This is a genomic window from Arthrobacter mobilis, assembly GCF_012395835.1.
GTDB classification, from domain to species: Bacteria; Actinomycetota; Actinomycetes; order Actinomycetales; family Micrococcaceae; genus Crystallibacter; species Crystallibacter mobilis.
In genome coordinates this window covers 249,638-263,071 of the sequence record NZ_JAAZSQ010000003.1, presented here as the reverse complement: position 1 = coordinate 263,071, position 13,434 = coordinate 249,638, and the positions used below count along the sequence as shown (strand labels likewise).

Genomic DNA, 13,434 nt, shown 5'->3' with positions numbered 1-13,434 from the left:
TCTTTTCCTTGGCAACAACTGCCCGAACTTTATGAACCATGCTCTGGCGCGTCCCTTTCTGGGAGTGGAGGTACTCTGCGGGCCGGCGGGCCCCAAACCTCATCCTAAGAAAGAAAAACCGGGCGCCACAATTCCCATAACGAGTGTTATGAAAAATATGGCGCCCGGTGTCATTCCGGGCCGCTGCGGCGCAGGTCACAGCCGGCGGCGCTGCCCGCCGCCGTCGTAATACACCTGCCCGGGGGCGTCATACATGCTCCGGAGGACGCACCGGCTTGGGTCCCGGCGCGGAGCGCCGGCGGCCGCCCTAGACGCCCAGACGCTCCCGGACTTCGGAAAGCGAGGGGTTGGTGGCGCTGCTGCCGTCGGGGAAGAGCAGCGTGGGTACCGTCTGGTTGCCGCCGTTGATCTGCTCGACCAGCTCCGCCGTGCCGGGCACGTCCTCGATGTTGATCTCCCGGTACCCAATGCCCTGGGTATCCAGCTGGGACTTCAGCCTGCGGCAGTAGCCGCACCAGGAGGTGGAGAACATGGTGATGGTGCCGGCTGCGGGGATGTACTGCAAGGGATGCTCCTTCGTTGGTGACGTGTCGCCATTATGTAAAACACCTGCGGCGTCCAATCAATTCCACGCCGGGTTCCGGACGGCTGCAGGCCGGTGGCAGACTGATTCCCATGTGCGGACGATACGTAATGGCCCGGGCCGTGGGGGATCTGGTGGCTGCCACCGGGGCCGAGTACCCCGAGGACTTCGAGCTGCGGGAGTCATACAACGTGGCCCCCACCACCGATGTGCCGATCCTGCTGGAGCGGGTCATCGAGGGGGAAATCCGCCGCCAGCTGCATATTGCCCGCTGGGGGCTGGTCCCCGTCTGGGCCAAGGACCCGTCCGTGGGGTCCCGTGCCTTCAACGCCCGGGTCGAGACGGTGGCCGAGAAGCCCACCTTCCGCGCTGCGCTGGGCGCCAGGCGGTGTGCGGTGCCGGCAGACGGCTACTACGAGTGGAAGAAGCAGGGCCCCCGGACCAAGCGGCCATACTACGTCCACCCTGCAGACGGCTCCCCGATCCTCTTCGCCGGACTGTACGAGTGGTGGAAGGATCCGTCCAAGGAAGAGGGCGATCCGGAGCGCTGGCTGCTCTCCACCACCGTGATCACCACCGCCGCGCCGCCGGCGGACAGCGGCTCCGAGGTGCTGCGGGAACTGGCCTCGCTGCATGACCGGATGCCGGCACCGATGGACCGGGACACGTTGGAGGCCTGGCTGGACCCGGCGGCCAAGGACGGCGCGGCGCTGGCGGAGCAGGTCCGGGACCGGGCCTGGGATGCGGCGTCCGGCTGGGTGCTGGACCCGGTGGGGGCAGCGGTGGGGAACGTGCGCAACAATTCGCCGGAACTGATCACCCCGCAGCCGGACCTGCTGGACAGTTAGCGGCGGGACGGTGCGCTAACGCTTAGGCGGCCGGGCCCAGGTGGACCGTGCCGTCGTCGCCGATGCTGAAGCCGGGGTTGAAGACGATGTCCCAGCGGTAGCCGTCCGGGTCCGCGAAGCACCCGCTGTAGCCTCCCCACGGCTGGTAGCGGGCCTCCGAAACGAGCGTGGCGCCGGCAGCGAGCGCCTGCCTGATTGCCTCGTCCACCTCCCCGGGGCTGTCCACGTTCTGGCCCAGGGAGACCGGGACCGCGGGCCCGGACTCGTGGTGGCCCACGTCCCCGTACTCGCGGCGCATGCTCTCCACGTTCCACAGCGCCAGCATCTGGCCGTGGGCGATCTGCAGGAAGAGGATTTCCCCTTCCTCGGCAAACAGGGGCTGCCAGCCCAGGCCCTCAATATAGAAATTCCGCGAAGCCCGGACATCGCGCACGCCCAGGGTCACGGCGGTGACCAGAGGTTTCATGCCCCGATCCTGCCACCGCGTCCGGACTGCTGGCTAGGGACCGGGCAACCTGCCGATCGACTGGGCACTTGACGCCCTTTGGCAGGGCGGAAACGGGCGTTATGTGCCCAGTGGATCCTCTTTTCTGCCTGGTTGTCGGTGGTGCCCCTTAGGGTCGGCCTAGGATTCGAATATATATTCGAATAAAGTGAAGGGGTCACGTGTTCCGGATGCACGCCTGCAGGGGCAGCCGGGAATCTGGCCCGCATTTTCCGAGGAAAGGTGGCTGGAGCGTTGGGAGTTTTCACTGAACCGGTGGAGGTGGCCTGTTCCCCCGCAGGGGAGCCGGTCAGGCTCGTGTGGGGAAACCGGACCTGGCGGATCGTGGCCGAGCCGGTGCGCTGGTACCAGCGTCGCAGCTGGTGGGCCGAGGAGCAGCGGGCCGAACCGGGCCGGGGGGCAGGGCTGGTGGACCACGAAATCTGGCGGGTGCAGGTGCGGCTGGAAGGGCACCGGCAGATCAGGACCTTGGATCTGTCCCGGCAGGGCAATCCCGGACGCTGGCGCCTGATCAAAATCCACGACGCCGTCCGGAGCATGAGCGCCTGATGAGCTTCACCCACCTGCACGTTTCCTCCGCCTTCAGCGCCCACTACGGGGTGTCCTGGCCGGACGAGCTGGCGGAGGCGGCCGCCGCCTACGGGGCGGATGCCTTGGCCTGCACGGACCGGGACGGGCTGTACGGGACGGTCAAGCACCTCAGGGCGTGCCTGGCGGCGGGACTGGATCCGATTGTGGGAGTGGATCTGGCGGTGCGGGACGGGCAGGGGCACGACGCCGGGCGCGCCGTGGTACTGGCCCACGGAGGAAACCAGGGGCAGGGCTACCACGCACTGTGCCGGCTGGTCTCGGAAACGCATGCAGGCACCCGGCCGGCAGCCTCTGGCGGTGCGGCCGGGCGGGGGAGCGGGCCCCGCAGGAACCGGGGCAAGGATGTCCGCGGGCCCGGCATCAGCCTGGACCTGCTGGCGGCACACGCTGCCGGACCGGAAGAAGCGGAAGGCGCAGCGGTGCTCACGGTGCTGCTTGGGCCATATTCGGACGTGGGCAGGGCGCTGCGCCACCGCCGCTATGCCGAGGCGCGCCGGCTGGCCGCGCACTGGCGGACCGTCCTGCCTCCCGGGGCATTGGTGGTGGAAGTGGTCACCCACCTCAGCCCGCCCGGGGAGGACCTCAGCACCGCCCATGCGGTGCGCATGCTCAGGCTGGCCCGGGACCTGGGCCTGCCGGCGGTCCTGACCAATGCCGTGCGCTACTGCCATGAGGACGGTGCCGCCACCGCCGACGTGCTGGACTCCGCGCGCGCCCTGACCGCCCTGGCCAGGTTGCCGGATCTGCAGCCCAACGGCCAGGGCTGGCTGAAAACCGCCGACCAGATGCGCCGCCTGGCCCGGGAAATTTCCCGGACGGCAGGATGGGGAAACCGCGGGGCGGCGGCACTGCTGGCCACCACGGAAACCGTGGCCGACCGCTGCCGGATGGACCCGTACCGGGACATGGGCTATGGCCGGCCGGTAGCGCCCGAAGCCTCGGTCATCGGCATCAGCCAGGAACCCGCCGTCGAACTGGCCCGCCGCTGCGAGGCCGGGATCGATGCCAGGCTTCCCGGCACCACCGGCCGGGCCGGGCGGCAGCTGCGGGACCGGCTCGAACACGAACTCGCCATCATCACCCGGCTGGGCTTTGCCTCCTACTTCCTCACCGTGGCCGAGGTCGCCCGGATGATTTCCGACATGGGCGTCAGGGCCGCGGCCCGGGGATCGGGAGCCTCCAGCCTGGTCAACTACCTGCTCTGCATCAGCCACGTGAACCCGCTGGACCACGGACTGATCTTCGAGCGGTTCCTGTCCCGGGACCGCTCCACCCTGCCGGACATTGATATCGACGTCGAAAGCGCCCGGCGCCACGACGTCTACCGCAGGATCTTCGAACGCTTCGGCGCCCAGCGGGTCACCCTAATGAGCATGCAGAACGGCTACCGGGCACGCGGAGCGGTCCGCGACGCCGGACTGGCGCTGGGCCTGGAGGAGGAGGACATCTCCGCCATCGCCAAACAGCTCTGGCGGTTCTCCGCCAGCAGGTTCCGCGAAGCGCTGGCGGAGAAACCGGAACTGCGCGGGGTGTCCGGCCTGGTGGAACAGGACCGCCAGCTGGACCTGCTGGTGGATCTGACCGAACGGCTGGACCGGCTGCCCCGCCACATCTCCATGCACCCGTGCGGGGTCATCCTGGGGGACAGGACCCTGCTGGACCGCACCCCCGTCCAGCCCAGCGGGCTGGGCCTGCCGATGAGCCAGTTCGACAAACACGACATGGACCCCATGGGCATGCTCAAGCTCGACGTGCTCGGGGTGCGGATGCAAAGCTCCATGGCCTATGCCCTGGACGAGATCGCCAGGATCCACCGGGACAAGGCTTCCGTCACCGCGGCCGGAAACCACCCGGCGGACCCGGCAGGCAGCGGCCCGTCCTATATCGGCGCCGACGGCCGGATCGACCTGGACGCGGTCCCGCTCGATGACGAGGCCACCTTCGAACTGATCCGCAGCACCCACACGCTGGGCTGCTTCCAGATTGAATCCCCCGGCCAGCGCGAACTGGTCGGCAAGATGGCCCCGCGCACCTTCAACGACCTGATCATCGACATCTCCCTCTTCCGTCCCGGACCGATGAAATCCGACATGGTCCGCCCGTTCCTGGAACACCGGCACGGCTGGGCGCCGGAGAGCTACCCCCACCCGGACCTCGAACCAGTGCTGGGCGAAACCCACGGGGTTACGGTCTTCCACGAACAGGTGCTGCGCACCTTCGACGTCTTTACCGGCTGCGGGCTGGCCAAGGCAGACGAACTTCGGCGCCTGCTGGGCAACGAAGAAGCCGAACCCCGGGTGGAGGAGTACTTCCGGACCTGCGCCGCCGACCGCGGCTACCCGGCCGGAACCATCGACAAGGTCTGGGACACCCTGAAAGCCTTTGGCAGCTTCGGTTTCTGCAAGGCCCACGGAGCTGCCTTCGCCGTCCCCACCTACCAGTCCGCCTGGCTCAAAACCCACCACCCCGAAGCCTTCCTGGCCGGACTGTGGGAACACGACCCGGGAATGTACCCGCGGCGGCTGCTGATAGCCGAGGCCCGCCGGATGGGCATTCCGATCCTGCCCCTGGACATCAACCGCAGCAAGGACACCTACCGGGTCGAACGCCTGCCGGCCACAGTCACCGAACCGGAGAAACTGGGCATCCGGCTCAGCCTGGCCGGTATCTACGGGCTCTCCGCCGCCGAGCTGAAACGCATCGTCGCCGGACAGCCGTACGACTCGCTGGCAGACCTGCGCGCCCGGGCCAAAGTCAGCCGGCCCACCATGAAGCGGTTGGCCCAGCTGGGCGCCTTCGACGAACTGGGAAGGAGGGAACCTGCCGCGCTCGCAGGCCGGGCGGACCTGGTCCACCACCTGGATTTCCTGGACGGGACGACCCGCGCGGTGCCACCGCGGTGCCGGCCCATCCAGGGCCAGCTGGCCCTGCCGCTGGGAGATCTGGAACTGCGCAACCTCACCCCGGTCTTCCCGGAGCCGTCCCTGGCGGAGAAGGTCCGCACCGAACTGGATCTGCTGGCGGTGGATGCCAGCGCCCATCTGATGGACAGCTACGCGCCGCTGCTTCGCACCTTGGGAACCACCGCCGCGAAGGACCTGCTGGGGCTGCGCAACGGTACCGAGGTCCTGGTGGCCGGAATCCGGGTGGCCACCCAGACCCCGCCCATGCGCGGAGGACGGCGGGTGGTGTTCATCAGTATCGACGACGGCACCGGCTGCGTGGACTGCACCTTCTTCCACGAGGCGCAGGAACAGGCCGGGCCGCTGCTGTTCGGCACCCGGCTGCTGCTGATCCGGGGGACAACGCGGCGGACCGGGCCGCGCGGCATCAGTCTGCAGGCCCTTCAGGCCTGGGACCTGGCGGACACCGGGTCGCTGCCGGGCGGCGGTGCCACTGCCGGTGCGGCCGGTGCCCGGGTTGCCGGCCCGGAGCAGGTCGGTGCCGGATGATCAGGAGGGCTCCACCGGGTACCTGCTGGCGATGGCCACCCGGTTGAACACCCCGATCGCGTTGGCCACCCAGGACACCGCTGCGATCTGGGACGGGGTGAGGAACTCGGCGACCCGGGCATACAGCCCGTCGTCGAGGCCGCCGTCGTCGATCCGCACTACCGCCTCGGCCAAGGCCAGCGAAGCGCGCTCGACGGCGGAGAAGTACCCGCTGCTTTCCCGCCAGGCGGACAGGATGGCCAGCCGCTCCGCCTGCTCGCCCAGCCGCAGCGCATCCCGGGTGTGCATGCGCAGGCAGTAGGCACAGTTGTTGATCTGTGAGGCGCGGATCTTGATCAGTTCGACCAGCCGCGGATCGATACCGGAGGCCGAGGCTGCCTCCGCGGCCGCCTTGTTCATGTCCAGCAGCGTCTGGTAGGCCCGCGGATGCTGCTTGCTCAGGTTCGCCCGTGTGTCCATGGGCACAAGACTAGACGCAGAGGGCCCCGCCGCGAACGAAGAGAGCGGTGGGAAGCGGCCAGGCGCTGCGGCGCCACGCGCCCGGGCTATGTTGGTTGCCCTCAACTCCAGCGGATACCATCGTAGAGGCTTGCGGCGCCCCCGGTACGGCGCAGCAGTAACGGCCCACGTCGAAGCATAAGGAGACCTCGTGTCAGCGCCCCAGAACATCACCCTCATCGTGGACGGCGACGAGAGCCAGGTGGCGGCGGGCACTACCGGAACGGAACTCTTTGCCGACCGCCGCGACGTCGTCGTCGTGCGGGTCGACGGCGAACTGCGGGACCTGGACCGGCCGCTGCCGGACGGGGCCAAGATCGAGTCCGTCACCATCGATTCGCCGGACGGGCTGAACGTGCTGCGCCACTCCACCGCCCATGTCATGGCCCAGGCTGTGCAGCAGCTGCGCCCGGACGCCAAGCTGGGCATCGGTCCCTACATCACCGACGGCTTCTACTTCGACTTCGACGTCGCAGAACCCTTCACCCCCGAAGACCTGAAGACGCTTGAGAAGATGATGCTCAAGATCGTCAACCAGAACCAGCAGTTCTCCCGCCGCGTGGTCACCGAGGAGGAAGCGCGCGCGGCCATGGCGGACGAGCCGTACAAGCTCATCCTGCTGGACAAGTCCGCCGAGGCCGACGAGGCCGGTGAGGGCGTGAACGTCGAGGTCGGCGCCGGCGAAATCACCATCTACGACAATGTGGACCGCAAGAGCGGCGACACCGTCTGGTGCGACCTGTGCCGCGGCCCGCACCTGCCCAACACCAAGCTGATCTCCAACGCCTTCGCCCTGACCCGCACCGCCGCCGCCTACTGGCTCGGCAGCGAGAAGAACAAGCAGCTGCAGCGCATCTACGGCACCGCCTGGCCCACCAAGGAAGACCTGAAGGCCTACCAGGAGCGCCTGGCCGAGGCCGAGCGCCGCGACCACCGCAAGCTCGGCGCCGAGCTGGATCTGTTCTCCTTCCCGGACGAGCTGGGTTCCGGCCTGCCGGTCTTCCACCCCAAGGGCGGGATCATCCGCCGGACCATGGAGGACTACTCGCGCGCCCGCCACGAGGCCGCCGGCTACGAGTTCGTCTACACCCCGCACATCACCAAGGGCCACCTCTACGAGATCTCCGGCCACCTGGACTGGTACCGCGAGGGCATGTTCCCGGCAATGCACATCGATGAGACCCGCGACCCGGGAACCGGCGAGGTTCTCAAGCCGGGCCAGGACTACTACCTGAAGCCGATGAACTGCCCGATGCACAACCTGATCTTCCGCTCGCGCGGGCGTTCCTACCGCGAGCTGCCGCTGCGGCTGTTCGAGTTCGGGTCGGTCTACCGGTACGAGAAGTCCGGCGTGGTGCACGGGCTGACCCGTGTGCGCGGCATGACCCAGGACGACGCCCACATCTACTGCACCCGCGAGCAGATGAAGGAGGAGCTGACCACCACGCTCAACTTCGTCCTGGACCTGCTCAAGGACTACGGCCTGCAGGACTTCTACCTGGAGCTGTCCACCAAGGACCCGGAGAAGTTCGTCGGGTCCGACGATGCCTGGGAGGAGGCCACCCGCACCCTGGCCGAGGTGGGCGAGGCCTCCGGCCTGGAGCTGGTGCCGGATCCGGGCGGCGCAGCGTTCTACGGGCCGAAGATTTCCGTCCAGGCCCGCGACGCGATCGGCCGGACCTGGCAGATGTCCACCATCCAGCTGGACTTCAACCTGCCCGAGCGCTTCGACCTGGAATACCAGGCCGCCGACGGCACCCGCCAGCGCCCGGTCATGATCCACCGCGCGCTCTTCGGCTCGGTGGAGCGGTTCATGGGTGTGCTGATCGAGCACTACGCCGGTGCGTTCCCGGCCTGGCTGGCCCCGGTGCAGGTGGTCGGCATCCCGGTGGCCGAAGCCTTCAACGACTATATTTCCGACGTCGTGGCCAAGCTGCGCGCCCAGGGTATCCGGGCCGAGGCGGACCTGGGCACGGACCGCTTCCCGAAGAAGATCCGCACCGCCAGCAAGGACAAGATCCCCTTCGTGCTGATCGCCGGCGGCGAGGACGCCGAGGCCGGCGCCGTCTCCTTCCGTTTCCGCGACGGCAGCCAAGACAACGGCATTCCGGTGGACGAGGCAGTGGCCCGGATCGTCGACGCCGTGCGGAACCGGACCAGCGAACTGGCATGACCGAGGAAACGGGGACAGCCGTGCAGGAACAGCCCGACGAGCAGGTCACGGACGGCTTCGAGCTGCCCGGAGTCCCGGACGCCTTCCAGCGTCTGTGGACCCCGCACCGCATGGCCTACGTCAAAGGCGGGCAGCACCAGTTCGAGGACAAGGATGTCTGCCCCTTCTGCGCGGCGCCGACCCGCTCTGACGAGGACTCGCTGATCGTCCACCGCGGCGTGCATGCCTACGTGGTACTCAACCTTTACCCGTACAACCCGGGTCATCTGCTGGTCTGCCCGTACCGGCATGTGCCCGACTACACGGACATCGACACCGAGGAGACGCTGGAGTTCGCCGAACTGACCCAGACGGCCATGCGGGTGCTGCGCAAGGTGGCCAATCCCTCCGGCTTCAACCTGGGCATGAACCAGGGCGTCGCCGGCGGTGCCGGCGTCGCTGCCCACCTGCACCAGCATGTGGTCCCGCGCTGGGGCGGGGACGGGAATTTCTTCCCGATCATCGCCCGGACCAAGGCCATCACCCAGACGCTGCAGGAAGTCCGGGAGCAGGTCGCCGAAGCCTGGCCGGCCGGCTGAGGCGATGCTGAACAAGTACGCGCGCGGATTCTTCGGGCGGCTCTTCTCCCCGCCGGCCCGGCTGCTGATCCGCCTGGGTGTCTCCCCGGACACCGTGACCATCATCGGTACCCTCGGCGTCTGCTTCGGCGCGCTGGTCTTCTATCCGCTGGGCCAGCTGTTCTGGGGCACGGTGGTCATCACCGTCTTTGTCTTCTCGGACATGCTGGACGGCATCATGGCCAGGATGCTGGAGCGGAACAGCCACTGGGGCAGCTTCCTGGATTCCACCCTGGACCGCCTGGGCGACGCCGCGGTGTTCGCCGGGGTGGCCGTCTGGTTCTTCACCGGCGGGGCGAATGTGCCCATCGCCGTGGCCGCGCTGCTCTGCCTGGTGCTGGGCAGCCTGGTCTCCTACGCCCGGGCGAAGGCCGAATCCCTGGGCTGCAGCGCCAGCGTGGGGATCGCCGAACGCTCGGAGCGGCTCGTCGCGGTCCTGGTCTTCACCGGCTTCACCGGACTGGGCCTTCCCGAACAGGTACTGCTTACCGTCCTGGTGCTGTTGGCGGCAGCCAGCGCGGTCACCGTCGTCCAGCGGGTCGCAACGGTCTACCGCCAGACCCGCAGCACCGTCTGAACGTCCGGCAGCTGACGGGCCGTTGCCCGGAGTAACTGTAGGGGCCGGTCCGGCGGGCGTGCGGCTATCATTAGCTGTACCGTTTTCAACTACTCCTAGGGGCTTTTTGTGTCCAGCAGTGAAGAAACTTCAACGACCGCGCCGGTGACCGGCAGCAGCCGGGTCAAGCGCGGTATGGCTGAAATGTTGAAGGGCGGCGTCATCATGGACGTCGTCACGCCCGAACAGGCCCGCATCGCCGAGGACGCCGGTGCCGTAGCCGTCATGGCGCTGGAACGGGTCCCGGCGGACATCCGCGCCCAAGGCGGGGTCTCGCGCATGTCCGACCCGGACATGATCGACGGCATCATCGAGGCGGTGTCCATCCCGGTCATGGCCAAGGCCCGCATCGGGCACTTCGTCGAGGCCCAGGTGCTGCAGTCCCTGGGCGTGGACTACATCGACGAGTCCGAGGTGCTTACCCCGGCCGACTACGCCAACCACATTGACAAGTGGAAGTTCACCGTACCCTTCGTGTGCGGGGCCACCAACCTGGGCGAGGCCCTGCGCCGGATCAACGAGGGCGCGGCGATGATCCGCTCCAAGGGCGAGGCCGGCACCGGGGACGTCTCCAACGCCACCACGCACATGCGCGCCATCCGCGCCGAGATCCGCCGCCTGACCACCATGGCCGAGGACGAGCTCTACGTGGCGGCCAAGGAACTGGCCGCACCGTTCGAGCTGGTGAAGGAGATTGCCGAGACCGGCAAGCTGCCCGTGGTGCTCTTCACCGCCGGCGGCATCGCCACCCCGGCGGACGCGGCCATGATGATGCAGCTGGGCGCCGACGGCGTGTTTGTCGGCTCCGGCATCTTCAAGTCCGGCAACCCGGCCGAGCGGGCCGCGGCGATAGTGAAGGCCACCACCTTCTACGACGACCCGGACGTCATCGCCAAGGTCTCCCGCGGCCTGGGCGAGGCCATGGTCGGCATCAACGTGGACGAGATCCCGGCCCCGCACCGCCTCGCCGAACGCGGCTGGTAGGACCCAGCCAGCCAACGGCACCTTCAGGCCCGGTTCCCCGCCCAGGCGCGGAACCGGGCCTCTGGCTTTGGGTGCCGCCGCTGCCGCGGCCCACGGTACGGTGCAGTACGGCACAGCTCATCCGCGGGCCGATTCTTCCCGCAGGTGCGTGGGCAGCAGGTTGCCGGGGATCCGGCTGCGGATGCCGATGATTTCCCGGGCATGGTTGTGCAGCCGCCTGTCCTCGTCGGAGACTGGCTCCCAGCGGGGGATCGGCACCGCAGTGCCGGTCTCGTCCCGGGCCACCATGACCGTGAGGGCGTGCGTGGTCAGGTGCATCTCGCCCGTACGCGGATCCCCGGAGCGTACATGCACCGACACGTGCATTCCCTTGTTGCCGGTATAGATGAGCCGGGCTTCCACCTCGACGACGTCGCCAATCAGCAATGGCCGGTAGAACCGGATGCCGCCGGAAAACACCGCGACCACGTGCCGGCCGCACCAGCGCGACGCACAGACGTAGGCGGCCTCGTCCATCCACTTCATCACGATGCCGCCGTGGACCTTGCCGCCCCAGTTCACATCGGTGGGAGCCGCCAGGAAGCGCAGCACCGTGCGCTGTGCGGTGCCGGCATCGGTGTACTCCTGCCCGGCCATGGCCGTTTCGATGTCGGCCCGGATGTCCAGACGGGCCAGGGCCAGCTGTTCCTGTTCCCGTTCCCAATCGGTCACCGGCTGCCAGCGGGGGACGGGAATGGACTTGCCGTCGGCGCCCACGGCCACGAAAATGACCAGGCACTGGCTGCGCATGGTGGCGCCGCCGCCCTTCGGGTCGCCCGAGCTGACGGTCGTCAGGATATGCATGCTGCTGCGCCCGGTGTAGACGATGACCGCCTCGACTTCCACCATGTCGCCGACCAGGACGGGATCGGCAAAGTGGATGTTGCCCACGTAGGCGGTGACGCAGTAGGACTTGCTCCAGCCGACGGCACAGGCATAGGCAGCCTTGTCCACCCACTCGAGCACCGTTCCCGCGTCCACGGTCCCGCTGAAGCCTGCATCCATCGGCGCGGCAAGAAAACGCAACAGCGCCGAATTCTTCGTCCCGGCAGCTGTGTCCGGCATGGTTCCTCCTCGGCCCGGGCAGTGAGGTGTCCCGCCCCGTTCTGTGATGACAGGCTAGCAGCGAACGTTGGCGTCCAGCGGCCTCCCACCATTCGCTTCGCTCACGGCGGGTCCCTTGCTCCCGTAGACTGGCCGCATGCCACGACGGACCGCGGCGGCGGTACTCGCCTGCCTGCTGCTGAGCGGCTGCGCACCGGCTGCTCCTGGCCAGGTGCCAGGCACGACGGCGGCAGACAGCGCCGCGGCGTCCAGCGGAGCGGCCGCACCCACCGCTGCCGCGCCGTCGTCGGCAGCCGGCCCGACGGCGGACACCCGGCAGCCCCGCCCCGGCTGCCCCGGCGTCCGCTGCAGCAGCCTGGTGCTCACCGGGGACCTGCTGCTGCATGAGGAACTCTGGGCCCAGGCAGCAGCCGATGCCGCGGCCACCGGGAACCGCCCGCTGGATTTCGTCCCCATGCTGGCCGCGCAGCGGCAGTACGTGCAGGCCGCCGACCTGGCTGTCTGCCATCTGGAAACGCCCGTCGGCCGGAGCGGCGGACCGTTCTCGGCCTATCCGTCCTTCAACGTTCCGCCGCAGATCCTGGCCGCAGTCAAGGAGACCGGCTATGACGCCTGCACCACGGCCAGCAACCACAGCCTCGATGCCGGGACCGCAGGCGTGGAGCGCACGCTGGAGGCCCTGGACCGTGCAGGCCTGGCCCACACCGGCACCTACCGCTCGGCGCAGGAGGCCGCGGACACGCTGGTACTGCACGCCGGGGAAGCCCGGATCGCCGTCGTCACCGGCACCTACGCACTCAACGGGCTGGTGCCCGAGGAACCATGGCAGGTGGACATGCTCGAGCCGGCCGTGATGGTGGCCAAGGCGCGCCGGGCCCGCATCGAGGGCGCCGATTTGGTGGTCGCGGCGGTACATGCCGGGGATGAATATGCCAGCACGCCCAATGTCCAGCAGCAGCAGGTCGCCCGTGCCCTGGCGGACAGCGGGGAGTTTGATCTGGTGTATGGCCACCACAGCCATTCCGTGCAGCCCATCGAGAAATACCGGGACACCTGGATCGTCTACGGGCTGGGCAACACGCTGGCCGCGCACGCCACGCCGAATGTGCTCAACACCGAGGGCTTGATGGTCCGGGTGCGGTTCAGCCAGGCACCCGGCGGCAGGTGGTCTGCTGACCGGCTTGACTGGGTGCCGGCCACTTGGGACGGGCCCGGGCACCGCTGGTGCCCGCTGGCGCCCGACGCGCCGGCCTTGGTGGATCCGGAGGACCGGGCCTGTGTCTCCGCCAAGGCCGATGCGGCCAGCCGGGCACGGACCAGGGCCACGGTGGAGTCGCTCGGCGCGGCCGCGGACGGCGCCGCCGAATGGCTGATCAGCCGGGATCCCTGAAGCCCGGAGAGTGGGGCAGCAGGGTCCCTGCGTGGCGGCGGAGCCGACACGAAAGGGCCTGCCCCGGAGAGTG

The 13,434-nt window shown here is 68.6% G+C and carries 12 protein-coding genes; 8 read left to right on the top strand and 4 right to left on the bottom strand.

All coding sequences use genetic code 11. The features are described 5' to 3' along the window. Window positions 1–307: 307 nt before the first annotated feature. The gene (locus tag HGG74_RS05995) at window positions 308–532 is read right to left on the bottom strand and encodes a glutaredoxin domain-containing protein (RefSeq protein ID WP_205761485.1); all 225 of its coding nucleotides are present in this window, start codon (window positions 530–532) and stop codon (window positions 308–310) included. A gap of 143 nt (window positions 533–675) precedes the next feature. On the opposite strand from HGG74_RS05995, the gene HGG74_RS05990 reads away from it, so the two are divergent. After that, window positions 676–1,431 (top strand): SOS response-associated peptidase, encoded by a 756-nt coding sequence (locus HGG74_RS05990; protein ID WP_168485418.1) that lies wholly within the window; start codon window positions 676–678, stop codon window positions 1,429–1,431. Window positions 1,432–1,453: 22 nt separating this feature from the next. On the opposite strand, the gene HGG74_RS05985 is transcribed toward HGG74_RS05990, so the two are convergent. Then, window positions 1,454–1,897 (bottom strand): VOC family protein, encoded by a 444-nt coding sequence (locus HGG74_RS05985; protein WP_168485417.1) that lies wholly within the window; start codon window positions 1,895–1,897, stop codon window positions 1,454–1,456. Window positions 1,898–2,170: 273 nt separating this feature from the next. Between HGG74_RS05985 and HGG74_RS05980 the strand changes: the two genes are divergently transcribed. Both HGG74_RS05980 and HGG74_RS05975 read left to right on the top strand, forming a co-directional pair. Next, window positions 2,171–2,485 (top strand): DUF6504 family protein, encoded by a 315-nt coding sequence (locus tag HGG74_RS05980; protein ID WP_168485416.1) that lies wholly within the window; start codon window positions 2,171–2,173, stop codon window positions 2,483–2,485. After that, window positions 2,485–5,979 carry a DNA polymerase III subunit alpha gene (locus tag HGG74_RS05975; protein WP_168485415.1) on the top strand — a complete coding sequence of 1,165 codons (3,495 nt, stop codon included), beginning with the start codon at window positions 2,485–2,487 and terminating at the stop codon, window positions 5,977–5,979. Before HGG74_RS05980 ends, HGG74_RS05975 begins: the two co-directional genes overlap by 1 nt. On the opposite strand, the gene HGG74_RS05970 is transcribed toward HGG74_RS05975, so the two are convergent. Beyond that, window positions 5,980–6,438 carry a carboxymuconolactone decarboxylase family protein gene (locus HGG74_RS05970; RefSeq protein WP_168485414.1) on the bottom strand — a complete coding sequence of 153 codons (459 nt, stop codon included), beginning with the start codon at window positions 6,436–6,438 and terminating at the stop codon, window positions 5,980–5,982. It abuts the gene before it with no gap. Between the two features lie 190 nt (window positions 6,439–6,628). On the opposite strand from HGG74_RS05970, the gene thrS reads away from it, so the two are divergent. The 4 genes from thrS to pdxS all read left to right on the top strand — a co-directional run bounded on the left by thrS (window position 6,629) and on the right by pdxS (window position 10,867). Continuing rightward, on the top strand, window positions 6,629–8,650 hold the full coding sequence (gene thrS / locus HGG74_RS05965; protein ID WP_168485413.1) for a threonine--tRNA ligase: 2,022 nt from the start codon (window positions 6,629–6,631) through the stop codon (window positions 8,648–8,650). Continuing rightward, complete coding sequence (locus HGG74_RS05960) at window positions 8,647–9,228, top strand: HIT family protein (protein ID WP_168485412.1); 582 nt, start codon at window positions 8,647–8,649, stop codon at window positions 9,226–9,228. The genes thrS and HGG74_RS05960 overlap by 4 nt, the downstream gene beginning before the upstream one ends. A 4-nt stretch (window positions 9,229–9,232) precedes the next feature. Further along, on the top strand, window positions 9,233–9,844 hold the full coding sequence (gene pgsA / locus HGG74_RS05955; protein WP_168485411.1) for a phosphatidylinositol phosphate synthase: 612 nt from the start codon (window positions 9,233–9,235) through the stop codon (window positions 9,842–9,844). A gap of 108 nt (window positions 9,845–9,952) precedes the next feature. Beyond that, window positions 9,953–10,867 (top strand): pyridoxal 5'-phosphate synthase lyase subunit PdxS, encoded by a 915-nt coding sequence (pdxS, locus tag HGG74_RS05950; RefSeq protein ID WP_168485410.1) that lies wholly within the window; start codon window positions 9,953–9,955, stop codon window positions 10,865–10,867. A gap of 117 nt (window positions 10,868–10,984) precedes the next feature. On the opposite strand, the gene HGG74_RS05945 is transcribed toward pdxS, so the two are convergent. Continuing rightward, window positions 10,985–11,971, bottom strand: a complete 987-nt coding sequence (locus tag HGG74_RS05945) for an acyl-CoA thioesterase (protein ID WP_168485409.1) — start codon at window positions 11,969–11,971, stop codon at window positions 10,985–10,987. Window positions 11,972–12,107: 136 nt separating this feature from the next. Here HGG74_RS05945 and HGG74_RS05940 point away from each other — a divergent pair, with 136 nt between their 5' ends. Then, window positions 12,108–13,361, top strand: coding sequence for a CapA family protein (locus HGG74_RS05940; RefSeq protein ID WP_168485408.1), 1,254 nt, complete (start codon window positions 12,108–12,110; stop codon window positions 13,359–13,361). Window positions 13,362–13,434 lie beyond the last annotated feature (73 nt).